Here is a 22,071-nt window from a genome sequence, read left to right on the forward strand (position 1 = left end):
GACTTGTTGTACCTGCCGCGCACCCAGCCCTCCCACGGCCGCGCGGCCCGCCACGGAAACGGCCCCGCGCCGTATAGCGCATGACAGAGCAACGCCATTCGGCATTGGCCATCCACCCCATCGCCGGCGACGACGGCGACGGCCCCGAGCTGCTGCGGCGGCGCCAGATCGTGCGGCGCACCCGCTGGCTGGTGCTGATCGTGCTCGTGCTGCTGGCGCTCGGCGCGGCGCGCACGGTGTTCGTGCGCATCGCCAACGCGCGCGAACTGCAGGCCAGCACGGTCGAGCACGCCAAGCAATACGTGCAGACCGCGCTGCCGCGCACGCCCACCGCGGGCCAGAAGCTGGCGCTGCCGGGCACGCTGCAGGGCTACGTGCAGTCGCCGATCTCGGCGCGCGCCAGCGGCTACCTCAAGCGCTGGACCAAGGACATCGGCAGCCGCGTCGAGAAGGGCGAGCTGCTGGCCGAGATCGAGACGCCCGAGATCGACCAGCAGCTGTCGCAGGCCATCGCGGCGCGCAACCAGGCGGCCTCGGGTCTCGAGCTCGCGCAGAGCACGGCCGCGCGCTGGGAGAACCTGCGCAAGAAGGACGTGGTCTCGCAGCAGGACCTCGACGAACGCCGCAGCGCCGTCGCGCAGGCCACCGCCAACGTGGCGGCCGCCGATGCCAACGTGCAGCGGCTCAGGCAGACCGAGGGCTTCAAGCGCGTGGTCGCGCCGTTTGCCGGCGTGATCACGCGGCGCAACGTCGACACCGGCGACCTGATCGATGCCGGCGCCGGTGGCGGCGCCGGCCGCGCGCTGTTCGTGCTGGCGCAGACCGATCCGCTGCGCGTGTACATCAACGTGCCGCAGGCCTATGCCCAGCTCGTGAAGGCCGGCCAGCCGGTGGTGGTGACGCAGGCCGAGCTGCGCGGCCAGAAGTTCAGCGGCCAGGTCGCGCGCACCGCGGGCGCCATCGACACCACCACGCGCATGATGCAGGTCGAGGTCTCGCTGCCCAACCGCGACGGCGCGCTGCTGCCGGGCGCCTACGTGCAGGTCGAGCTGCCGCTGGCCGCGAGCGGCACGCTCACGGTGCCGGCCAACGCGCTGCTGTTCCGTGCCGAGGGCACGCGGCTGGCGATCGTCGACGCACAGGGCCGCGTCGGCCTGCGCGCCGTGACCTTGGGCCGCAACTACGGCGAGAACGTCGAGGTGGTCGACGGGCTCGCGGGCACCGACCGCATGGTGCTCAATCCCTCCGACTCGCTGGCCGATGGCGACGTGGTCGCGGTGGCGCCCGATGCGCCGGCCGATGGCGCCAAGCCCGGCGCGGCACCGGCTGCAGCACCGGCGGCGGCCAAGAAGGAACCCGCGTGAGCATGCGCCGTCCCGCCTTCGCGGCGATCGCGCTCGCCGCCGTGATGCTGGCCGCGGGCTGTGCGGTCGGCCCCGACTACAAGGCGCCCGAGACCCCGCTGCCCGTGAGCTGGAAGCTCGAAGCACCGTGGCGCGAAGGCACGCCCAACGACATCGCCGACAAGGGCCCGTGGTGGAAGCGCTACGGCGACGCGCAGCTCGATGCGCTGCAGGACCGGGCCGTGGCCGGCAGCCCCACGCTCGCCATCGCCGGCGCGCGGCTCGCGCAGGCGCGCGCCACGCTGGCCTCGAGCTCGGCCGCGCAGTACCCGCAGCTCGGCCTGGGCACGCGTGCCTCGCGGCTCAAGATCTCGGCCAACCGGCCGCTGACCAACTACAACACCGCCAATGCGTCGACGGTACAGAACGACTTCGCGCTCTCGCTCAACGCCAGCTACGAGCTCGACCTCGCGGGCCGCGTGCAGCGCAGCGTGGAAGGCGCGAGCGCCTCGGCCGAGCAGTCGGCGGCCGACCTCGCCAACACGCGGCTGCTGCTGTCGGCCGACGTGGCGAGCAGCTATTTCAACCTGCGCTCCACCGACATCGAGCTCGACGTGCTGACGCGCTCGATCGCGCTGCAGCGGCGCGCGCTCGAGCTGGTGACGGCGCGGCACGACCTGGGCGCCGTCTCGGGCCTCGACGTGGCGCAGCAGCAGGCGCTGCTCGAGACCACGCTGACCCAGGTCGACGTGCTCAAGAAGCAGCGCGCGCAGTACGAGCATGCGCTCGCCACCCTGACCGGCACGCCCGCGCCCTCGTTCGCGCTGGCGACCGACCTGCGCGAGATCCGCCCGCCCGCGGTGCCGCTGGGCGTGCCCTCCGACGTGCTCGAGCGCCGGCCCGACGTGGCCTCGGCCGAACGCGCGATGGCCGCGGCCAATGCGCAGATCGGCGTGGCGACCGCGGCCTTCTATCCGAGCATCCTGATCGCGCCCACGGTCGGCGTCGACAGCCGGCTGATCGAGTCGCTGTTCGATGCGCCCAGCCTGTTGTGGTCGGTCGGCGTGTCGGCCACGCAGGTGCTGTTCGACGGCGGCCGCGTGCGCGCGGGCGTGGACTTCGCCAAGGCCGGCTACGACGCCACCGTCGGCAACTACCGCCGCGTCGTGCTGACCGCGATGCAGGAGGTGCAGGACGGCATCGACGGCCTCGCGGCACTCGAGCGCGCGACCGCCCAGGCGCAGTCGGCCGTGGCGGCCGCGCGGCGCGTGCTCGACATGGCCAACAGCCGCTACGAGGGCGGTGCCTCGACCTACCTCGACGTGATCACCGCGCAGCAGTCGCTGCTGACGGTGGAACGCCAGGCCGCGCAGCTGCAGGGGCAGCGCCTGCTGACCTCGGTGTTCCTCGTGAAGGCACTGGGCGGCGACTGGTGCGGCGACGGCAACGCGGACGCCGCGCTCGCCGCTAGAACAGGCTGCCCTGCCCCGGCGCGCCAGGTGGCCGAAAAGCGCTGAGGTCGAGCGCGATGCGCTCGCGGTTGAAGCCGATGCGCGCGGTCGCCTTCTCGAAGCGCTGGCGCAGCAGGTCGGCCCACAGGCCCGTGCCCTTCATGCGCGTGGCGAAGTCGGCGTCGTAGTCCTTGCCGCCGCGCACGTCGTGGATGCGCGCCATGATGCGGTCGGCGCGCTGCGGGTAGTGCAGCGCCAGCCACTGCTTGAACAGCGGCGCCACCTCCCAGGGCAGCCGGATCATGGTGTAGAAGGCGCTGCGCGCGCCCGCCTCCCAGGCCGCCTCGAGCACCTGCTCCATGTCTTCCGTCACGAACGGAATCTGCGGCGCCACGCTCACGCCCACCGGCACGCCAGCCTCGGCCAGCGTGCGGATGGTGCGCAGCCGCCGGTGCGGCGCCGCGGCGCGCGGCTCGAGCTTGCGCGCGAGTTCGCCGTCGAGCGTGGTCACGGTCACGTACACCGCCGCCAGGCCGCGCGCGGCGGCCGGCGCGATCAGGTCGAGGTCGCGTTCGATCGCGCTGGACTTGGTCACCAGCCCGAAGGGGTGGTTGACCTCCGACAGCAGCTCGATCAGCGAGCGCGTGATGCGCAGCTCGCGCTCGATCGGCTGGTAGCAGTCGGTGGCCGTGCCGATCGCGATGTGGCTGGGCCGGTAGCTCTTGCGGCCCAGCTCGCGGCGCAGCACCTCGACCAGGTTGCGCTTGGCGATCAGCTTGGTCTCGAAGTCCAGCCCCGGCGACAGGTTGAGGTAGCTGTGCGTGGGCCGCGCGAAGCAGTAGATGCAGCCGTGCTCGCAGCCACGGTAGGGGTTGATCGAGCGGTCGAAGTAGATGTCGGGCGAGTCGTTCTCGTTCATGGCCGACTTCACGTCCTCGAAGCGCACCTCGGTGGCCAGCGGCTCGAGCTCGTCGGCCTCGGCGGCGTTCTCCTCGAGCGTGCCCCAGCCGTCGTCGAAGGCATCGCGCTCGTCCTTCGAGAAGCGGTGCGCGAGCCGCGTGGCGGCGCCGCGGCCCTTGATGGCCTGGATGGGAATGTAGGCGGCGGGTGGCATGGCGCAACTCCTTCGCGAGTCGGTTTACTGTTTAAACATACAGTATTTCACCATTCGACCAAGCCACCGCGATTTTTCTATTTCTTTCTTGACAGAAATTTCGGAAGTCCTAGACTCCAGCGCATGGAACTCACCGACATCCAACGCAAGTTCGTCCTCCACTGGGGCGAGATGGGCTCCATGTGGGGCGTCAACCGCACCGTCTCGCAGATCCATGCGCTGCTGTTCGTGCACGGCAAGCCGATCCATGCCGAGGAGCTGTCCGACACGCTGGGCGTGGCGCGCTCCAACGTGAGCAACAGCCTGAAGGAACTGCAGGCCTGGAACCTGGTGCGCGTCACCCACATGCTGGGCGACCGGCGCGACTACTTCGAGACCAGCGTCGACGTCTGGGAGCTGTTCCGCACCGTGGTGCGCGAGCGCAAGGAACGCGAGTTCGATCCCACCATCCGCGTGCTGCGCGAGATCGTCGCGAGCCCCGACTTCCAGAAGGAATCGGCCGATGCGCAGGACCGCATCCGCTCCACCATGGACCTGATGGCCAAGCTCGCCACCTGGGCCGACGAGATGCTGCGGCTGTCGCCCGGCACGCTCGACAAGGTGCTGACGCTGGGCGCGAGCGTGCAGAAGTTCGTTCGCGGCGATGCGCCCGCGCCCGCCACCGGCAAGGACGATCCCGACGCCCACCATGCGAGCCTGCCGATGATCTGAGGCCGGCTCTTTTTTTGCCCCTTCATTTCTGTTTTGACAGAAATATCGAGAACAAAGAACATCATGTCCCGTCCCACCGCCATCGCCTACCCGCTGACCGTCTACTACGACGCGACCTGCCGCCTGTGCAGCGCCGAAATGGGCGCGATGAAGACGCGCGACGCGGCCGGGCGGCTCGTTCTGGTCGACTGCTCGCCGCCGGATTTCGAGGCCGGCCCGGCGCCGCGCGAGGCCCTGATGACCGCGATCCACGTGGTCGATGCCGCCGGCCGCGCGCAGGTCGGCGTGCCCGCGATCCGCGCCTGCCGCGAGGCGGTCGGCCTGCCCAACGGCGGCGCCCTGCTCGACCTGCCGCTGGTCGCGCCGCTGGCCGATCGCGCCTATGCCGCGCTGGCGCGCAACCGCCAGCGCCTGCCCGACTGGCTCGTGACCCTGCTCGCCGGCCCGGCCGCGAAGGCCTCGCGCACCTGCGCCGACGGCCAGTGCCGGCTCTGACGTCCGCACCGCCTTCCCCACGAGGAGTTCATCGCATGCCCAGCGTCTTCCAGCCCGATTTCCGCCTGCCGCACACCGCCGAGGCCTCGGCCCCGGTCAGCCGTGCCGACACGCAGGACTATTTCACCGAGGTCGCCACCGACTACGGCGCCTGGAGCCCCAGCTACAACATGCACTTCGGCTACTGGCGCGCGGGCCTGAATCCGCTGCGCCGCGAAGGCATGCTGGTCGAGATGAACCGCGAGGTCGGCCGCGCGCTGCGGCTCGGCGAGCGCCCCACGGCCGACGGCCGCCACTGCGTGCTCGACCTGGGCTGCGGCGCCGGCGCCACCGCGCGCACGCTGGTCGGCGACGACCGTCGCCTCTACGCCGTGACCGTCACCAACGTGCCGGTGCAGAACCGCATCGCCGCGCGCCTCGACGCGCAGGCCGGCGTGGCCGACCGCATGGCGCACCTCGAGGCCGACTACACGCGCACCGGCCTGCCGGCCGCGCAGGCCGATGGCGCCTGGGCGCTCGAGAGCGCCTGCTACGCCGAGGGCACCGCCAAGGCCGACTTCGTGCGCGAGGCCGCGCGCCTGCTCAAGCCCGGCGCGCGGCTGGTGGTGGTCGACGGCTTCCTGCTGCGCCGCGAGCCCGGCCGCCTCGCGCGCTGGCTGCACCGCCTGTGGGCCGACAGCTGGGCCGTGCCGACGCTGGCCGTGCGCGCGGACTTCGTGGCCGCGCTGCGCGAACACGGGTTCGAGGACATCGACGTGCGCTCGCTGCGCTGGCGCGTCGCGCCGAGCGCGCTGCACATCCCCGCGCTCGCCACCCGCTTCACGCTGGCCGAGCTCTGGAAGGCGCGCGGACGCCTGAGCCCGTGGCGCCGCAAGCACATCGTCGCCAGCTACTGCGCGCTCGCGCTGGGCCTGTTCTGGCGCGACTTCGACTACTGCATGGTCAGCGCCACGCGGCGCGCCGACTGAACACACGAACAAGCACACCGAGGAGAAGAGGACTTCCATGCACATCGATCCCGAAGACAGCCGGCTCGCCGAGCTGGCGCCCATCGAACCGGCCGCGAGCGACGAGCCGCCGGCGAGGAAGCCCGTGCAGGGCATGCCCTTCGGCTGGTTCTGGCCGATGGGGATCGGCGCCGCGATGGCGCTGGTGCTGCGCCTGATCTTCAGCGGCGGCCCCGGCCAGCTCTACTCGGCCATGCTGGGCTCCTTCGTCTACCTGACGCCCGCGCTGTGCGGCGCGGTCACGGTCTACATGGCCGAGCGCATCGAGCGGCGCAGCTGGGGCTACTACCTCTGGGCGCCCTGGGTGGCGACCGCGCTGTTCGTCGGCGGCACGCTGGCGGTGTTCATCGAGGGCCTGATCTGCGCCGCCTTCATCGTGCCGCTGTTCGCGGTGATGGGCAGCATCGGCGGACTGGCCATGGGCATCGTGTGCCGCATCACCCACTGGCCGAAGCAGACCCTCTATGGCTTCGCGCTGCTGCCGCTGGTGCTCGGCGCCATCGAGCCGAACCTGCCCAACCCCGACCGGTTCTCGAACACCTCGCGCACGCTCTTCATCGCCGCGCCGGCCGAGCGCGTGTGGCACGAGCTCAACGCCGCGCGCGACATCCGCCCCGCCGAGGTCGACGGCGCCTGGGCCTACCAGGTCGGCGTGCCGATGCCGGTGTCGGGTGTCACGGTCGACACGCCCGAGGGCCGCGTGCGCCAGGTGCGGTGGCAGAAGAACGTGCACTTCGAGGAAGTCATCACCGACTGGCAGCCCAACCGCCGGCTGCAGTGGCGCTTCCGTTTCTCGCCCGACTCCTTTCCCGCCGGCGCGCTCGACGACCACGTGATGATCGGCGGCCAGTACTTCGACCTGCGCGACGCCACCTACACGCTGACGCCGCGCGACGGCGGCACCGAGCTGCGCGTCGAGGTCTCGTGGCGGCTGAGCACCAGCTTCAACTGGTATGCGGACCGCGTCATGCACCTGCTGCTGGACGACGCGTCCGAGAACATCCTGCGCTTCTACAAGGCCCGCAGCGAAGGCACGGCCACGGCAGGCGCCATGATCCGTCCATGAACGAGAACACCCGCCCGGTCTTCCAGCAAGCGCTCGGCCCCGCCTGGGACCGGTTGGGCGACGCGATCCGCCGCCACTACACGATGGCGCCGCATTCGAACGACCACGTCTGCGTGCGCGGCACCATGCACGAGGTCCACCATGCGCCCTGGGCCGCGCTGCTGATGCCCTTCGGCCGGCTGTTCGGCGCCCTCGTGCCCTACACCGGGCGCGAGGTGCCGATCGAGGTCCACTACCGCTGCCGGCCCGACGAGCCGCACCTCTACTGGGACCGCATCTTCCGTTTCGCGGGCCGTGCGCCCTTCCACTTCCGCTCGCACATGGAACACGACGCGGCCGACGGCGCGCTGGTGATCGAGTACGTGCGCTTCGGCATCGGCATGCGCCTCGCGGTGAGCGCCGAGGACGGTGCGCTGGTGTTCCGCGACCGCGGCTACGTCTGGCGCTTGGGCCGCCTGCGCATCCCGCTGCCGCTGGGCCTGCTGATGGGCACGGCCTATGTCGAGGAACGGCCCGACCCGCGCGACCCCGACGCCTTCAGCATGCGCATGCTGCTGCGCCACCGCTGGTTCGGCGACGTGTTCCGCTACAGCGGCAGCTTCCGCCTGCCCGACGACCTTCCCTGCGACAGGTGATCCGCGCCGGCGCCACAATCGCCCCACCATGCCGCGCCGCCCCGAGAACCTCTACCCGCAGTACCACGCCCACGTCTATTTCGGCCCCGCCACCGTGGCCCAGGCCCGCGCGCTGTGCGAGCAGGCGGGCCGCGAGTTGATGGTGGTGGTGGGCCGGGTGCACGAGCGGCCGGTCGGCCCGCATCCGCACTGGAGCTGCCAGCTCGCCTTCGACGCGGCCGAGTTCGATGCGGTCATCGGCTGGCTCGACAGCCACCGCGACGGCCTCGACGTGTTCGTGCACGGCGTGACCGGCAACGACCTCGCCGACCACACCGATCACGCGATGTGGCTGGGCAACGAGAGCGCGCTCGACCTAAGGATGTTCCGGCACTGACCGGGACGGCGCGTCCTCCGCCGCGCCGTCGGCGGGCGCGCCGTGCACCTTGAAGAAGCGCGCGCCCTCCACCTTCTGCCCGATCGCCTGCTCGTAGGCCGCGCGCACCGCCTCGGGCTGCCCGGCCTGGCCGAAGAAATCCTTGAGATAGGGGCCGAGCAAGGGATGCGCCGCGAGCTCCCGGCGCGGCAGGCCCTTGGCCATCTCCTCGCGACAGGCCGAGGGCAGGAACACGTCGCGGTTCTTCCGCGGATCGCGGATCAGCCCCTTGGGCTCGTGCGCCGGGTCGGCCTGCATCGCCTCCAGTTCCTCGAAGAAGCGGCGCCGCATCATCACGATGCCCTTGTCGCTCTGGCCGAGCTTCTCGCGCGTGCGGTCGGTGACGGCGCCCTGCCCCACCCACACGGCGAAATCCTGGTTGGCGACGTGGCTGGTGATCCAGCGGCCCGTGACCGGATCCCGGGTGGGCCCGTACCACGACGGAATGCGTTCCTGCACATAGGGCTCCTGCTCGGTCGGCACGCGGCTCAACACCCACAGCACGCTCAGCGTGTGCTGGTCGTCGATCGGCACGCGCCATTCGAAGTGATGGCCGAGGAAGAAGCCGTTGGGCCACAGCGTGACGCGCCCCGCGGTCCACATCGGGTTGTCCTCGCGCTCGCCGCCGCGCAGCCGCCGGTAGACGAAGCCGTGCTCGAACTCCTCGAACGCGAGCTTCAGGTGCGTGGGCACGTACGGGCCTTCCTCGCCCTGCAGCCGCGTGGTCCAGTTGTTGTGCGTCCACTCGAAGTGCACCGGGTCGATCGAGTTCTCCTGGCACTGGAACCAGTTGCACGGGATCTCGGCGAACACCGCTTGCGCGAAACCGTTGGCGCAATTGAACAGCTCCCAGTCGGGCAGCAGCGGCGCGGGCTGCGGCCCCATGTAGGCCCACAGCAGGCCGGCCTTCTCCTGCACCGGGTAGGCCTTGATCCGCGTGTTGCGGCGCATGCGCGCGCCCGGATCCAGCGTCTCCTCGAAGGGCTGGTGCACGCACTGCCCGCCCGCGTCGTACTGCCAGCCGTGGTAGCTGCAGCGCAGCCCGCACTGCTCGACGTAGCCGTAGGCCATGTCGGCATTGCGGTGCGGGCAGCGCCGGTCGACCAGCCCGTAGCGGCCGCCGAGGTCCTTGTAGAGCACCAGGTCCTCGCCGAGGATGCGCAGCGGCTTGACCGCCTGCGCATCGAATTCGCTCGCACCGGCGACCGGGTGCCAGTAGCGGCGCAGGTAGTCGCCCATCGGCGTGCCGGGGCCCACTTCGGTCAGCAGGCGGTTCTTCTCTTCGCTCAACATCGTCGTCTCCTGGTTCCTGGTCAATCCGCACGGATGCCGAACTCGCGCACGAGCCGGCCGAAGCGCTGGTCGTCCTGCGCGATCTGCCGCGCCAGCACGGCGGGCGCGCCGCCCACCGGTTCGATGCCCAGCGTGGCCATGCGCGCCTGCACCTCGGGCATGCGGAGGATCTCGTTGAAGTGCGCGTTGAGCGCCTGCACGATCGCCTCCGGCAGCGCCCGCGGCCCGAGCAGGCCCATCCAGGCGTTCAGGTCCACGTCGCGCCAGCCGAGCTCGTACAGCGTGGGCACCGTGGGCAGCAGCGCCGCGCGCTGGCGTTGCGCCACCGCGAGCGGTAGCAGCTTGCCGGCCGCGATGTGGCTGGCCACGGCACCGGGCGTGATCCAGCCCACGCTCACATGGCCGCCCAGGGCATCGTTGACCACCGGCGCCACGCCGCGATAGGGCGCATGCACGAGCGCGATGCCGGCGTCGCGGTTGAACAGCTCGCCCGCGATGTGCATCGGCGAGCCCGCGCCCGGCGTGCCGTAGGTCAGCGCGCGCCCGGCCTTCGCGGCGGCCACGAGCTGGGTCGCGCTCTGCAGGCCGGTCGCGGGCGCCGTCACCAGCAGCAGCGGGATGTCGCCGGTCTTCACGATCGGCGTGAAGTCCCTGACCACGTCGTGCGCCACGCCGGGGCCGGCCTTGAGCACGTGCTGCGCGATCGGGAAGGTGCTGGGCGTGAACAGCAGCGTGTAGCCGTCGGCCGGCGCCTTCGCCACCCAGGCGTTGCCGATCATGCCGCTCGCGCCGGGCCGGTTGTCGATCAGCACCGGCTGACCGACGCGCTGCGACAGCTTCTCTGCATAGGTGCGCGCGATGGCGTCGGTGTCGCCGCCGGCCGGGTAGGCCACGACGATGGTGATCGGCCGCGCGGGCCAGGTCTCGGCGGTGGCGGTGGCGGCGAACGCGCTCAGCGCCGAGAACAGCGTCGCGGCCACCATCGTCCGGCGCCGGAGTGGATTCATCATGGGCTTTCCTTTCTTGCCTGTGCGTGGAGCCACGGGATCGGGGCCAGTGCAATGTAGGAAGCCGGGCGCGGGGCCAGAAGATATAGTTTCACTGAGTGAACCACTTCGGAGGCCGCGGCATGTCGGACACCCAGGGCGCGCAGGGCGTGAAATCCATCGACGCGCTGCGCCGCGGGCTCGAGGTGATGCTCGCGATCCAGCGCTCCTCGGCCGCCACGCTGTCGGAACTCAGCCGCCAGACCGGGCTGTCGAAGGCCACGCTGCTGCGCATCCTCAAGACGCTGCAGCAGGCCGGCTGGGTGGAGCGCAACGAACTCGAGAAGCGCTATGTGCCGACCTCGGCCGCCGGCGCCCCGGGCCCGCTCGTCGAGTGGCGCGCGCGGCTGTCGGCGCTGGCGGCGCAACCGCGCGCCACGCTGCAGCGCAAGGTGCCCTGGCCCACCGACCTCGGCGTGCGCGACGGCAGCGCGATGCTGATCCTCGACGCGCACCGCCCGATCAACGGGCTGGCCGTGAACTACCGGGTGCTGGGCTTTCGCCCGCCGATGCTGATGTCATCGCTCGGGCGCTGCTACCTTGCCTTCTGCCCCGAGGACGAACGGCGCCAGCTCCTCGCGGCGCTCGCGCGTTCGCCGCACCAGGTCGACCGCGACGCGCGGCGGCCCGAGAACGTGCGCCGCATGGTGGCGAACGCGCGCGCCCAGGGCTACGTGTCGCGCGACCCCACCGCCACCAGCATGGATTCGCCCGACCGCTTCGGCGCCATCTCGGTGCCGGTGCGGCTCGACGAGCGCGTGGTCGGCTGCATCAGCTGCGCCTGGCTGCCCGCGGTGCGCAGCGAGCGCGAGATGGTGGCGCAGCACCTGGCCGACCTGCAGGCGGCCGCGCAGGGCATCGAGCGCAAGCTGCGGCAGGCCGGCTTCGAGCCGGCGCCGCCCCCGGGCTGAATCAGAACTCCGCGTCGAGCTCGTCGATCTCGTCGGGCTCCTGCTTCGCCGCCGCCACCCATTCCTTCATCGCGGGCAACTCCATCACGCGCTTGCAGTAGGCCGTGCAGGCGCTGTCGAGCGCCACGTCGTAGCTCAGGAAGCGCGTGACCACGGGCGCGTACATCGCGTCGGCGATGCCCGGCTGCTCGCCGAACAGGTAGGGGCCGCCGTAGGCCTTCAGGCATTCGCGCCAGATCGCCACGATGCGGTCGATGTCGGCCTGCGCGCGCGACCACACCTTGAAGTTCTTGAAACGGGCCTTGATGTTCATCGGCAGCGCGCCGCGCATGGCCGCGAAGCCCGAATGCATCTCGCCGCAGATCGCGCGGCAGTGGGCGCGGGCCGCCACGTCGGCGGGCAGCAGGCCGGCCTTGGGCTTGATCTCATTGAGGTACTCGCCGATCGCCAGCGTGTCCCACACCTTCACCGAGCCGTGCTGCAGCGAGGGCACCAGCATCGAGGACGACAGCAGCAGCATCTCGGCCTTCATGGCCGGGTCGTCGGGCGGGATGATCTTCTCGCTGAAGTCCAGGCCCGCCAGCCTGCACATCAGCCAGCCGCGCAGCGACCAGGCGCCGTAGTTCTTGCTGCTGATGGTGAGAACGGGTTTGGCCATCGGGTGTGCTCCTTGGTGCCGGCAAGCGCCGCCGGTGGCCTGCGACGTGCAAGCCCTGTGCCACCCGTTCCATCCCGGTGCGCCCGGCCTTGGCCCGCAACTTGCCTCTGGCACTGCAACGCACCACAACCATGCTCTACCGCGTCTACCAGAATCAGGCCGACCTGCTCTCCCCGCTGCGGCTCGCCTCCCAGTACATGGCGCGCGCGCTCTGGCAGGACGGCAGCGAGCGCACCATGCAGCGGCGGCTGGCGGCGCAGTGCGAGGTGTTCTCGCGCATGCGGCTCACCCACAGCCGGCCGCCCTACGGCATCGCCAGCGTGCCGGTCGACGGCGACGAGGTCGCGGTGCACGAGGAGGTGGCGCTGAGCGCGCCCTTCGGCACCCTGCTGCATTTCAGGAAGGACGGCGACCATCCCACGCACCCGCCCGTGCTGCTGGTTGCACCGTTGTCGGGCCATTTCGCCACCTTGTTGCGCGAAACCGTGCGCACCCTGCTGCGCGACCACGACGTCTACCTGACCGACTGGCACAACGCGCGCGACGTGCCGCTGTGGCAAGGCCGCTTCGGCCTCGACGACTACACGCTGCAGCTCATGGCCTTCCTCGAGGCCGTCGGCCCCGGCGTCCACATGGTCGCGGTGTGCCAGCCCTGCGTGGCCGCGCTGGCCGCCACCGCGCTCATGGCCGAGGACGACAACCCCGCCACCCCGCGCAGCCTCACGCTGATGGCCGGGCCGGTCGACTGCCGCATCAACCCGACCGCGGTGAACCGCCTCGCCACCGACCGCCCGATCGACTGGTTCCGCCGCAACCTCATCAGCCACGTGCCGTGGCCGCATGCGGGCGCGATGCGGCGCGTGTACCCGGGCTTCCTGCAGCTCGCGGCCTTCATGAGCATGAACCCTGAGCGCCACAAGAAGCAGTTCGAGGACATGTACCGCCACCTGGTCGAGGGCGAGCTCGAGAAGGCGCACACCATCGGCAACTTCTACGACGAGTACCTCGCAGTCAACGACCTGCCCGCTGAGTTCTACCTCGAGACCGTGGAGCGCGTGTTCCAGACCTACGACCTGCCGCGCGGCCAGCTCACCGTGGGCGAGCGCACCGTGAACCCGGCCGCGATCCGCCGCACCGCGCTGCTCACGGTCGAGGGCGAGCGCGACGACATCTGCGCGGTGGGCCAGACCGTGGCGGCGCAGGACCTCTGCACCGGCGTGCGGCCCTACCTCAAGGCCCACCACCTGCAGGCCGGCGTGGGGCACTACGGCGTGTTCAGCGGCAGCAAGTGGAACGCGCAGATCTATCCGCGCGTGCGCGAGACCATCCACGCGGCGGCCGAGCTGCACTGAGCTACGGCTGCGGCAGCGCGGCCTCCACCGCCGCCGGCTGCGCCGGCCGCCCTCCCGCCTCCAGGTATTTCCAGTACGCCACGTACCCCGAGAGGTAGTGCTCCACGTCGTCGATGCGCACGCGGAAGCTGTGGTGGCGGATGAAGAAGCTGCCCACGATGCGCTGCGGATTGCGGAAGAACATCGCGAGCTCGGGCCAGAAGTGCCCGCTCAGCAGGTAGCGCGCGCGCTGCTCGAGCGCGCGGTAGAACTTCTCGATGTCGAAGCCCTCGAGCAGGTGCGCATGCGCGGGGTCGGCCTGCAGCCGCGTCACCATCTTCTGCGCCGCCATCATCAGCTCGAGCAGGGTCGGGAAGGTGGTGATACGGTTGAGCACGAACTCGAGGTGGTCGCGCACGTTGTCCAGGCCGAAGCGGAAGTAGCGCTCTTCCGGCCGGTACAGCGTGAGCTCGTTGACGCAGTAGCTGAGCCAGTGGTCGTGCGCCTCCCAGTGGCGCGCCTCGATGAAGTGCGCGAAGGCCTTCTCGACCGCGCGCAGCCAGCGCTCGTCGCGCGTCAGGCCGTAGAGGCGCATCAGTCCGAAGGCGGCCTCGCCGTCGTAGTAGATGATCCGGTTCTCCTCCTTCACGCGCAGGTCCGGATGGTGAAGCACGTGCACGAAGCGGCCGCTGGTCGGGTCCTGCATGTGCAGGATGCCGAGCGCGAGCTGCTCCATCAGCGGCAGGTACTTCCGGTCGCCCGTGAGCTCGGTGTACTTGACCATCGCGAGCAGGCACACGGCATTGCCGCCGAGCTTGATCTCGTCCTCGATGTCGACCAGGAACGCGGCCTGCGCCCCATCGGGCAAGGTGGCGGGCCGGATCAGCTCGCCGGTCAGGTGGCCCAGCGCGCGGTCGATCGCCGCCTTGTGCTCGGGCTTGCGCGTCAGCTCCCAGCCCTCGATCAGCGCATAGGTCGAGCTCGCATGGCGCAGCGCGTTGTAGGTGGGAATGGCGCGGTCGAAGCAGGGAAACCAGCCGTAGTGATAGGCGCCCGAGCTCTTGACCTGGCGCGCGAGGTAGGCGGTGCTGGTCTCGACGATCTGGCGCACGCGCGCCGCGTCCCAGGCCGGCAGCCGGCGGTAGCCACGGCCCACGCCCTCGTGCTCGATGCGGTGCGCCTCCTTGCCGTCGGTGAACACGGCGCGCGTGTCGAACACCCACACCGGCTGCTGCGGATCGGTGGGCCAGCTCAGTTCGCGCCCGTAGCGGTGCTGGCCGAACAGCCGGAGGTTCGCCGCGTTGGGCGTGGCCTCGTCGAACTTGCCGTCGTAGAGCACGGCATGGGCACCGATGTCCTGCTCGAGCATGGCCACCGACAGGTCGGCGTCGAAGGCGATGCCGCTGCGGAAGTAGTTGCGCTTGGTGGTCAGCAAGGCCTGCTGCAGCCCCTTCCAGTGCATCGCCTGCACCGTGTGGACCACGTCCGCGCGCAGCCAGATCGGCGCCGTGCTCTGCTTGCGCAGCCAGGTCTGCAGCAGTTGCGCGCCGCGGCGCCACACCTCGTCGAAGTTCCTGCCGCGCACCGTCACCACGTGCGCGCGCTCCTTGGCGTTGCAGGCCGACAGGAACAGCACGCCCGCGCCTTCCGGCGCCGCGGCCTCCATGCACTCGGCCCACGTCGCGGCCACCGCGGGCTTCGCGCACGCGAGCAGTTCACCCAGACTCATCGAAGATTCCTCACATGGCTTCCATCGGCTGGCGATGCGATGGCTGCGCGCATTGTCCCTCGTCCCGGCGTCATTCCCAGGGCCGCGCGGACGCGGCTTCGTACTCCTGCGGCGTGCCGCAGAAGACGATCTGCTCCTGCCCGACCAGCTGCTCGTAGGCCACGCGCGCGCCACGCGCGATCAGCGCGTTGTAGCAGGGCGCGATGTAGTACTCGCCGCGGATCAGCAACTGATGCTGCTGCTGGTGCGCGAAGGCCTCGTCGAAGACCCGCGCATCGGCGAAGTGGTAGAGGCCGTCGCTGCACAGGCTGGAGATGCGCTCCTTCTCGGTGGTGCGCAGCACCGAGCGATCGGGCCCGGGCTCGACGAAGGACCAGTGCTCGCCCTCGCCCTCGAACACCTCGAGGTAGCCCGCGGCGCCGTCGGCCAGCGCCGACTTGCGGAAACCGGGCCGGATGGTGTCGATGTTGAAGACGTAGAGCGCCTCCTCGCTGCGCAGCGCCCGCAGCCCGCGGTGCACCGAGTCGGCCTGACCCAGCGTGTCGCCATCGAGCTCGACGATGTGGAAGGACTTGACGCCCAGCGCCTTGAGTTCGCGCACCAGGAACTCGACCACGTCGTGGTCGCGCCGCACCACGAACAGGAACAGGTCGTCCTGGAAGTAGCGCTCGAAGGACTTCACCACATGGAAGAACACCGTGCGCCCGTGCAGCGGCAGCCGGTACTTGGGCAATGCGTAGCCGGCCTCGGTGAAGCGGCGGCTCCTGCCCATCATCGGTATCACGAACATCGCTCAGTGCTCCATCTGTTCGTACAGGCGCAGCGCATTGGCCAGCATCGCGCGCTGGCGGCGCGGCGCGTCCTGGTGCAGCGGCAGCATCGACAGGAACAACAGCACCGTGATCGGCGCCACGTGGCGCGCGGTCATGCCGTTGAGCAGCGGCAGCGCCGCGAACAGCTTCTGGATCGCGGCCACGTCCTCGTCGGCATGGATGCGCAGGCGGAAATCCAGCCCCGTCCCGTCGTCGATCTCGAAGGCATCAGCCACGATGTAGTCGTACAGCCCCAGCACCGAATGCGCGAGCTTGGCGAGGTCGTAGCGCAGGTCGCCGACGAGCCGCGGTTCGTCGCGGAAATTGAGACCGCGCGGGTCGATCAGCTTGATGCAGTCCGAGCGGGTGTCGAACAGGATGTTGCTGAAGCACAGGTCGCCGTGCATCACGCCCGGCACCAGCGGCACGCGCGCCGCGGCCTCGAGGCAGCGCTCGAGGATCTCGGCCAGCGAGGGCAGCGCACGTCCGTTGAGCCGCGTGGGCGCCGACAGGCTCATCCCGCTCGCGGTGGCATAGGCATCGAGCCGCGCCCGCGTCTTGTCGCCCAGCATGCCGCGGCTGTCCTGCGCCACCGCCTGGCGCTCGCGCTCGCCCAGCGGCACCGCCGTCTGGCAGGCCGCGAGCCAGTCGGCCAGGTGCCTGAACACGCGCGACCAGAAGGCGGTGGAGTTGCGGCCGTGCACGTAGAGCTCGTTGAGCGGCGCCATGCACAGGTACTCGAGCTCGTAGCCATAGCCGCCGTCCCCGTCCTCGACCGCGCCACGGTCGAGCAGTTGCGGGACGTACACGCGCAGCCGCGGCGGCAGCGCCTCGAACCAGCGCGCCTCGGCCTCGAGCTTGCGCGGCTGGCTGCCGGTCTTGCGCACGCGCCGGTCGCCGATGGCGAGGTCGTTGAAGGCGCGCTGCGTGGTGATGCGCGCGCGCGAGCGGTAGAAGGTGTTGACGTGGCCGAAGTCCGACCACAGCGCGGTCTGCACGCGTTGCAGGTAGCAGGCCTCGTCGTAGGCCGAGACCGCGCGCTCGAACGAGCCGCGCGCGGCCACCAGGCATTTGGCGAGCCGGCTGACCGACTGGAACGCGAAGTAGCCGCACCACACGCGCACCGCGGTCTCCGAGCCGTGGTCCACCTGCCAGTCGTAGTCGTCGGCCGACTCGGCCACGCTCAGGCAGTCCCAGCCGGTCGGCAGGTCGCTGATCAGCGTGTCGCCCAGCAGCAGCCGCATGCCGTCGTCGTAGCGGCCGACGGTGTTGATCGAGAACAGCAGCGAGTCGGCCAGCGTGAGCCCGTCGGGCACGCGCAGCACCTGGATCGCATGGGCCTCGAGCGCCTGCGCGTCGCGGTGCGAGACGGCATGGCTCTCGGGCAGCGAGAGATAGATGGGCTCGCCCGGGAAGTGCCTTGCCAGCAGCGCGGCCTGGTGCACGAACAGCCGGTGGTTGGCCACCGGCAGGAAGGCCGGCGGCAGGCGGCCGAACTCCGACTGCAGCTCGGAGTCGACGTAGGCCGCCGAGGTGACGACGATCACTTCTCGTGCTCCAGCAGCCGGTCGATCTCCTCGCGGCTGTACTTGAGGAACTCCGAGGGCCGGATCGCGCGGTCGTCGACGTAGAAGCCCTCCTCGCCGCACCAGGGCTTGCCGACGTGGATCTCGTCGTAGGGCACGTCGTGGCGGGCCAGCCAGTCGATGATGATCGGCAGCGTGTGGGCGTTGATGCGGCCGACGTTGCCGCCGAAGCTGTTGACGTTGCGGCTGGTGTAGATCGAGATCGCGAAGCCCTGCTCGCGGTAGCTGCGCAGCCGCTCGATCATGTCCTCGCGCGGACGGGCATTGGGGTAGTCCTTCTGCTCCGCCACGCACAGCGTGTGGTCCAGGTCGAAGATCAGGCGTTTCAAGTGGGGCTCCTCTAATTCTGGTTCGCGGCGGCCGGATCGATGACCAGGAAGCGCGCGATTTCGTCGTTGTGGCGTACGCCCGAGGCGGCCACCGCGCGCTGCACCACTCGCATGAGCCGCGGGTTGTGCGCCGTGTCGCGCTGGTCGGCGTCGGGCCATTGGTAGGGCGGCAGGCCGCGCTCGCGCGCCACGGCCTCGGTCTCCTCGCCGAAGGCCTGCAGGATGCGCAGCATCAGCGCATGGCCGCGCCAGATCTCGTCGCGCACCACCGGGCTGCCGTCGGCGAAGCGGCGCGCGCGCAGCTCGTCGGGCATGGCCATCGGCGGTTCGCCGGCCTTGGCCAGTTCGGCCAGCCGGTTCCAGAAATGCCGCACGTCGTAGGGATTGGGATTGGCGAACACGCGCGCGCGCAACTCGGCCGGCGTGGCCGGCAGCGGCGTGCTCCACAAGGTGGGGTTGCGCCGGTTCTCGGCCAGCGTCACCCACTCGGCCCACTTCGCCATGCCCTCGAGGTACCAGCTGGCGCGGAACATCGCGTGGCCGTACTGGAACAGATGGAACAGCTCGTGCGGGATCAGGTAGTCCTTCACCCGCTCGTGGTTGCCCGCGAGCGCGGCATTGATGGCGATCGAGAGCGTGCAGCGGTCGGCGCGCGCGCGGCTGCCGGGGTAGCGGATCACGGCCGAGAACGAGAGCCCGCGCTTGTCGGCGACGCCGGGGCTGTAGGCGTCGAAGTTCAGCAGGTCGATGTCGATCGTCTCGGCCTGCCTGAAGCGCGGGCTGCGCAGCGGATCGCGAAAGCCGTTGGCCAGGTAGATGCGGCGCACGGTGTCCAGGTGCAGCGCGGCGTCCTCGACCATGTCGGGCACGCCGTTGCCGTTGAGGTCGACGCCGGTGTAGAGCGCATGCGGCCCCTCGAGCGCATAGAAGACGCGGATGCCGTTGAACTCGTGGCGCTGCGTCAGCGCCAGCCGGTGCGCATTCTTCGAGATGCGGCAGCCCGCGCCTTCGGGTCCCTGCTGCAGGCCCGGTTCGCGGTCGGCCTGGTCCTGCGCGCGCGCCGCGCCCGGCAGCAGGCCCAGGAACAGGGCCCACAGCACCGACAGGGCCAGCACGGCCTGCATGCGACGCACCCGTGTCACCGCGGCGCCGCGCCGGCCAGGGCGTTCCACAGCAGGCGGTCCATCTCGCTGGCCGGGCCCGCGGGCAGGTCGGCCGACAGCATCGCGCGCAGCTCGCCGCGGCCATAGGCGGCGGCGGGCACGGCCTCGACGGCATGGATGTTTTCGAGCGGCCGCCGCCGCACGCCCTGGAACAGCAAGGCATGCGCGAGCGAGCAGTGCGAGCGCAGCCGCTTCGGAAAGCCGAACCAGTTCTCGCGGATCGCCTGGGTCTGCAGCCCCAGCGTGTTGGCGTAGCAGCCCATGGCTTCGGGCGAGCCGACCGCGAACTGGTCGCCGGCATAGAGCGTCTTGGTCACCGCGAGGTGGTTGAAGAACAGCACGCGCTGACGGCGGCAGGCCTCGGCCATGCCGGCCCAGTCGGGCGCGGCCGTGCCGGCGCGGAAGGCGCGGTCGGGCCGGATCCGGATCACCAGGTCGTAGTCGCCGCCGTCCTCCAGCATCAGGCGGTGCGCTTCCTGGATCTTGTAGAACATCTTGAGCTGGTTGTTCGTGTCGTGCTCGAACTCGGGCTGCCGGTGGTTCTCGATCGCCACCACCGCGTCGGCGCCGTACACCGCGCGCAGGTCCGCTTCGCCGAGCGTCGACGACACCTCGAGCCGGGCGAAGAAATTCGGATAGGCCTTCTTCATCGCGGCCAGCCCGTAGCGGAAACCGGCCTGCCGGTAGGCCTCGGCGAAGGGCACGAACTTGAAGATCCGGTCCACGCCGTTGCCCGACATCGGATCGGGAAAGCGCCAGCCCGTGTCCTCCCAGGTATGGACGAAGTACTTCACCTGGTGGCCGTCCAGCCCCAGGTGCTTCCAGGTCTGGAAGGCGGCCGCATAGCCGCGCATCTGGCCCGACACGCAGACGGCGATGCGCAGCGGCGCGCCCGCGGCCGGCGTCGGGGGCTCGGCCCGCGCCGCGCCGGATTCGAAGGCGCGCGCGATCCTCGCGCTGGCGCGCGCCTGCCTCGCCTGCTTGCCTCCCCCGGCCGGCGGCAGGCTGCGCACCTGCGCGAGGATGCGTTCGTACAGCGCCTCGTCGAACAGGCCATAGCCGAGGATCAGCAGCCGGCAGATCGCCGCGTCGCTCAGGCAGCGCAGGCCCTGCGCGTCCTCCAGCAGGTCGTTCGCGAAGGCGCGCAGCAGCGCGCCGTTCGCGGGCAGCACACTCTGGAAGAAGCGGCACAGCGTCTCGTGGTCGCAGCGCTGGAACAGCTCGACCAGCATCTCGCGCCGCAGGTCGTCGCCGTAGCCGCGAAAGCCCTCGACCGCGAGCATCAGCGCGGTGCGGTCGCGCGGGTCGGCGAACTCCCGGTGCTCGAACAGCGGCCGGGCCACGCCGGCCAGGCTGCGGTAGCTCGCGCCCTGGTGCCGCTTGAGGCCCGCGAGAAAGCTCGCGAAGGCGAAGGGAAAGGCCTCGAGGGCCTGGGCCAGCCGGGCCGCATGGCCATCGATCTGGCCCGCGATCATCTGCACCGCGCCCGCGTCCATCTCGCCCTGGGCGGGAAAGTGGCGCGCCCAGGTCTCGCCGCCGCGCAGCTCGAGCGCCGCCGCGACGTTGCCCGAGAGCACCAGCGCCTCGTGGTAGCGCAGCACGATCTCCTTCTCGAACGCATGGCCCTCGCCGAGCGCGCGGCGCAGCCGGTACAGGCTCAGCTCATGCTGATCGGCGCGCGCGAAGGCCGCCAGCGCGGCCTCCATGTCGGCGACCGAGGTCCAGGCCCCGGAGGCGATCGCTTCGAGCGGTGCGTCTTCCCGCCACATCGCTCAGGCCGCCAGCGCGACGGCTTCGGCCTCGCGCACCACCGGCAGCCAGGGGGCGGCCAGCATGCCGATCGGCGGCGGCGTCTCCAAGCTCATCAGCAGGTGGGCGCGGCTCGACGGCTGGTTGCTGCGGTTGACGGCACGGTGGTGCACGTCCACGCGCACCAGCCAGGCCGAACCGTCGGCCGGCAGGTGCACGCTCTCGATGCTGCCGTCGGCGCGCTGCCATTCGAAGAAGCAGTTGGGGTTGGTGACGATCGGCACGTGCAGGCGCCAGGCCTCGCGCACGGCGTCGGTGTGCAGCGGCATCTCGTCGCCTTCGCTCTTGAGCTGCATGATGCGCGCGCGAAAGGGCTTGAGGCCGCGCGCCGACAGTGCGTCCATCACCTCGGCCAGGCAGCCCGAGCAGGCATCGGTGGGCTGCGTGCCGCGGCTGGGCATGGCGGCATTGGGATTGATGCGGCGGATGCCGTCGATCAGCGTGCCATCGCGGCTGGTCACGGCCCAGCCGATGTAGTCGACGCGGTTGTCGCGGTACTGCGTCGACGGCAGCTGGCGCACATGCTGTTCGAAGTGGGCGCGCAGCGCGTCGATGTCGATCTTGAAGTTCGCCAGCCGGGCGAACATGACGTCCTTGGATTGGTTCACGGCTCTCTCTCCTCGGTTCCTCTGGATGAATGGCCATCGCGGACGATGGCGCCGGCCCGCGCGCGTGGGCGATGCGCAATGGCTGCGCAGGCGCTGCACGCCGAAGCGGCAGCGCGGTCCGGGCACGGGGCCGGACCTAGGCGAGGAAAGAGGAAAGGCGCGGCGGCCGCTTGGGCGGCGCGAGGAAGGTCGAGGAGGAGAAGGAGGCGAAGGAGCGCGGCAGCGCGCCGGGCAGCACGATCAGTTCGAGCGCGTAGCCCTCGAACGCGACCTCGATGCCGTGGCCGATGTCCGTGTCGTCGGTGGACACCGAGGCGGACACGGAAGTGCCCGCGCCGCGCGGAAAGTCATCGCTGGAGGCCGAGGCATCCGACCACAGCGTCTGCGCGACGAGGTCGTGATGCAGGCCGGCTTCGACGAGGATCTGCGCGAACACCACCACGGCCTGACAGCACAGAAGGACCGCGAGGACGAGCGCGATGAGCGGGCGAGACATGACCGCGAAATCTTAGCGGCAGATGCCCTGTCTAAGAAACAATTCGTTGACCTTTACGCAGGT

At 70.5% G+C, this 22,071-nt stretch carries 22 protein-coding genes; 10 read left to right on the forward strand and 12 right to left on the reverse strand.

Translation table 11 applies throughout. The features are described from left to right. Positions 1-80: 80 nt before the first annotated feature. Both AC07PU_RS08775 and AC07PU_RS08780 read left to right on the forward strand, forming a co-directional pair. A complete protein-coding gene (locus AC07PU_RS08775) occupies positions 81-1,364 on the forward strand; it encodes an efflux RND transporter periplasmic adaptor subunit (RefSeq protein ID WP_495316772.1) in 1,284 nt (427 codons plus the stop codon). A 2-nt stretch (positions 1,365-1,366) separates the two neighbouring features. Continuing rightward, entirely contained in the window at positions 1,367-2,860 is a 1,494-nt protein-coding gene (locus AC07PU_RS08780) for an efflux transporter outer membrane subunit (protein WP_495317257.1), read from the forward strand. Here AC07PU_RS08780 and AC07PU_RS08785 read toward each other — a convergent pair. Beyond that, the gene (locus tag AC07PU_RS08785) at positions 2,811-3,908 is read right to left on the reverse strand and encodes a PA0069 family radical SAM protein (protein WP_093343187.1); all 1,098 of its coding nucleotides are present in this window, start codon (positions 3,906-3,908) and stop codon (positions 2,811-2,813) included. The genes AC07PU_RS08780 and AC07PU_RS08785 overlap by 50 nt on opposite strands. A 123-nt stretch (positions 3,909-4,031) precedes the next feature. Between AC07PU_RS08785 and AC07PU_RS08790 the strand changes: the two genes are divergently transcribed. The 6 genes from AC07PU_RS08790 to AC07PU_RS08815 all read left to right on the forward strand — a co-directional run bounded on the left by AC07PU_RS08790 (position 4,032) and on the right by AC07PU_RS08815 (position 8,198). Continuing rightward, positions 4,032-4,619 (forward strand): GbsR/MarR family transcriptional regulator, encoded by a 588-nt coding sequence (locus AC07PU_RS08790; protein ID WP_057592450.1) that lies wholly within the window; start codon positions 4,032-4,034, stop codon positions 4,617-4,619. A gap of 63 nt (positions 4,620-4,682) precedes the next feature. Then, positions 4,683-5,114: a thiol-disulfide oxidoreductase DCC family protein gene (locus AC07PU_RS08795; protein ID WP_495316775.1), complete on the forward strand. Its 432-nt coding sequence runs from the start codon at positions 4,683-4,685 to the stop codon at positions 5,112-5,114. A gap of 35 nt (positions 5,115-5,149) precedes the next feature. Further along, a complete protein-coding gene (locus tag AC07PU_RS08800; RefSeq protein ID WP_495316777.1) occupies positions 5,150-6,082 on the forward strand; it encodes an SAM-dependent methyltransferase in 933 nt (310 codons plus the stop codon). A 37-nt stretch (positions 6,083-6,119) separates the two neighbouring features. After that, positions 6,120-7,187, forward strand: coding sequence for an SRPBCC family protein (locus tag AC07PU_RS08805; protein WP_495316779.1), 1,068 nt, complete (start codon positions 6,120-6,122; stop codon positions 7,185-7,187). Further along, positions 7,184-7,822, forward strand: a complete 639-nt coding sequence (locus AC07PU_RS08810) for a DUF4166 domain-containing protein (protein WP_495316781.1) — start codon at positions 7,184-7,186, stop codon at positions 7,820-7,822. Before AC07PU_RS08805 ends, AC07PU_RS08810 begins: the two co-directional genes overlap by 4 nt. Positions 7,823-7,850: 28 nt before the next feature. Then, complete coding sequence (locus AC07PU_RS08815) at positions 7,851-8,198, forward strand: DOPA 4,5-dioxygenase family protein (protein ID WP_093343195.1); 348 nt, start codon at positions 7,851-7,853, stop codon at positions 8,196-8,198. Here AC07PU_RS08815 and AC07PU_RS08820 read toward each other — a convergent pair. Both AC07PU_RS08820 and AC07PU_RS08825 read right to left on the reverse strand, forming a co-directional pair. Continuing rightward, complete coding sequence (locus AC07PU_RS08820) at positions 8,178-9,530, reverse strand: Rieske 2Fe-2S domain-containing protein (protein ID WP_495316784.1); 1,353 nt, start codon at positions 9,528-9,530, stop codon at positions 8,178-8,180. The genes AC07PU_RS08815 and AC07PU_RS08820 overlap by 21 nt on opposite strands. Positions 9,531-9,550: 20 nt before the next feature. After that, a complete protein-coding gene (locus tag AC07PU_RS08825; protein WP_495317259.1) occupies positions 9,551-10,537 on the reverse strand; it encodes a tripartite tricarboxylate transporter substrate-binding protein in 987 nt (328 codons plus the stop codon). A gap of 122 nt (positions 10,538-10,659) precedes the next feature. On the opposite strand from AC07PU_RS08825, the gene AC07PU_RS08830 reads away from it, so the two are divergent. Then, positions 10,660-11,487, forward strand: coding sequence for a helix-turn-helix domain-containing protein (locus tag AC07PU_RS08830; protein ID WP_093343200.1), 828 nt, complete (start codon positions 10,660-10,662; stop codon positions 11,485-11,487). Position 11,488: 1 nt separating this feature from the next. Here AC07PU_RS08830 and AC07PU_RS08835 read toward each other — a convergent pair whose 3' ends face one another. After that, positions 11,489-12,145, reverse strand: a complete 657-nt coding sequence (locus tag AC07PU_RS08835; protein ID WP_057592442.1) for a glutathione S-transferase — start codon at positions 12,143-12,145, stop codon at positions 11,489-11,491. 131 nt (positions 12,146-12,276) lie between these two features. Between AC07PU_RS08835 and AC07PU_RS08840 the strand changes: the two genes are divergently transcribed. Next, positions 12,277-13,497, forward strand: a complete 1,221-nt coding sequence (locus AC07PU_RS08840) for a polyhydroxyalkanoate depolymerase (RefSeq protein WP_431512172.1) — start codon at positions 12,277-12,279, stop codon at positions 13,495-13,497. Position 13,498: 1 nt separating this feature from the next. On the opposite strand, the gene AC07PU_RS08845 is transcribed toward AC07PU_RS08840, so the two are convergent. The 8 genes from AC07PU_RS08845 to AC07PU_RS08880 form a co-directional block, all read right to left on the reverse strand. Then, positions 13,499-15,205 carry a Mur ligase gene (locus AC07PU_RS08845; RefSeq protein WP_495316787.1) on the reverse strand — a complete coding sequence of 569 codons (1,707 nt, stop codon included), beginning with the start codon at positions 15,203-15,205 and terminating at the stop codon, positions 13,499-13,501. A gap of 70 nt (positions 15,206-15,275) precedes the next feature. Next, the gene (locus tag AC07PU_RS08850; RefSeq protein WP_495316789.1) at positions 15,276-15,995 is read right to left on the reverse strand and encodes a glycosyltransferase family 2 protein; all 720 of its coding nucleotides are present in this window, start codon (positions 15,993-15,995) and stop codon (positions 15,276-15,278) included. 3 nt (positions 15,996-15,998) lie between these two features. Next, positions 15,999-17,564, reverse strand: a complete 1,566-nt coding sequence (locus AC07PU_RS08855) for a phosphotransferase (RefSeq protein ID WP_495316791.1) — start codon at positions 17,562-17,564, stop codon at positions 15,999-16,001. Then, complete coding sequence (locus tag AC07PU_RS08860) at positions 17,561-17,932, reverse strand: HAD family hydrolase (RefSeq protein ID WP_093343206.1); 372 nt, start codon at positions 17,930-17,932, stop codon at positions 17,561-17,563. The genes AC07PU_RS08855 and AC07PU_RS08860 overlap by 4 nt, the downstream gene beginning before the upstream one ends. 11 nt (positions 17,933-17,943) lie before the next feature. Beyond that, positions 17,944-19,104, reverse strand: coding sequence for a hypothetical protein (locus AC07PU_RS08865; RefSeq protein ID WP_495316793.1), 1,161 nt, complete (start codon positions 19,102-19,104; stop codon positions 17,944-17,946). After that, complete coding sequence (locus AC07PU_RS08870; RefSeq protein ID WP_495316794.1) at positions 19,071-20,864, reverse strand: hypothetical protein; 1,794 nt, start codon at positions 20,862-20,864, stop codon at positions 19,071-19,073. The genes AC07PU_RS08865 and AC07PU_RS08870 overlap by 34 nt, the downstream gene beginning before the upstream one ends. Positions 20,865-20,867: 3 nt before the next feature. After that, positions 20,868-21,512, reverse strand: a complete 645-nt coding sequence (locus AC07PU_RS08875; protein ID WP_495316796.1) for an aspartyl/asparaginyl beta-hydroxylase domain-containing protein — start codon at positions 21,510-21,512, stop codon at positions 20,868-20,870. A 136-nt stretch (positions 21,513-21,648) separates the two neighbouring features. Further along, entirely contained in the window at positions 21,649-22,008 is a 360-nt protein-coding gene (locus AC07PU_RS08880) for a hypothetical protein (RefSeq protein WP_490877089.1), read from the reverse strand. Positions 22,009-22,071: the final 63 nt, after the last annotated feature.

It is taken from the genome of Variovorax sp. GW821-FHT10D07, assembly GCF_059415325.1.

Coding starts and splice junctions, on each gene's coding strand:
- AC07PU_RS08835 (WP_057592442.1), bottom strand. CDS start 12,145: ATGGCCAAACCCGTTCTCACCATCAGCAGCAAGAACTACGGCGCCTGG.
- AC07PU_RS08825 (WP_495317259.1), bottom strand. CDS start 10,537: ATGAATCCACTCCGGCGCCGGACGATGGTGGCCGCGACGCTGTTCTCG.
- AC07PU_RS08840 (WP_431512172.1), top strand. CDS start 12,277: ATGCTCTACCGCGTCTACCAGAATCAGGCCGACCTGCTCTCCCCGCTG.
- AC07PU_RS08775 (WP_495316772.1), top strand. CDS start 81: ATGACAGAGCAACGCCATTCGGCATTGGCCATCCACCCCATCGCCGGC.
- AC07PU_RS08810 (WP_495316781.1), top strand. CDS start 7,184: ATGAACGAGAACACCCGCCCGGTCTTCCAGCAAGCGCTCGGCCCCGCC.
- AC07PU_RS08830 (WP_093343200.1), top strand. CDS start 10,660: ATGTCGGACACCCAGGGCGCGCAGGGCGTGAAATCCATCGACGCGCTG.
- AC07PU_RS08815 (WP_093343195.1), top strand. CDS start 7,851: ATGCCGCGCCGCCCCGAGAACCTCTACCCGCAGTACCACGCCCACGTC.
- AC07PU_RS08795 (WP_495316775.1), top strand. CDS start 4,683: ATGTCCCGTCCCACCGCCATCGCCTACCCGCTGACCGTCTACTACGAC.
- AC07PU_RS08790 (WP_057592450.1), top strand. CDS start 4,032: ATGGAACTCACCGACATCCAACGCAAGTTCGTCCTCCACTGGGGCGAG.
- AC07PU_RS08845 (WP_495316787.1), bottom strand. CDS start 15,205: ATGAGTCTGGGTGAACTGCTCGCGTGCGCGAAGCCCGCGGTGGCCGCG.
- AC07PU_RS08850 (WP_495316789.1), bottom strand. CDS start 15,995: ATGTTCGTGATACCGATGATGGGCAGGAGCCGCCGCTTCACCGAGGCC.
- AC07PU_RS08880 (WP_490877089.1), bottom strand. CDS start 22,008: ATGTCTCGCCCGCTCATCGCGCTCGTCCTCGCGGTCCTTCTGTGCTGT.
- AC07PU_RS08805 (WP_495316779.1), top strand. CDS start 6,120: ATGCACATCGATCCCGAAGACAGCCGGCTCGCCGAGCTGGCGCCCATC.
- AC07PU_RS08870 (WP_495316794.1), bottom strand. CDS start 20,864: ATGTGGCGGGAAGACGCACCGCTCGAAGCGATCGCCTCCGGGGCCTGG.
- AC07PU_RS08780 (WP_495317257.1), top strand. CDS start 1,367: ATGCGCCGTCCCGCCTTCGCGGCGATCGCGCTCGCCGCCGTGATGCTG.
- AC07PU_RS08800 (WP_495316777.1), top strand. CDS start 5,150: ATGCCCAGCGTCTTCCAGCCCGATTTCCGCCTGCCGCACACCGCCGAG.
- AC07PU_RS08785 (WP_093343187.1), bottom strand. CDS start 3,908: ATGCCACCCGCCGCCTACATTCCCATCCAGGCCATCAAGGGCCGCGGC.
- AC07PU_RS08820 (WP_495316784.1), bottom strand. CDS start 9,530: ATGTTGAGCGAAGAGAAGAACCGCCTGCTGACCGAAGTGGGCCCCGGC.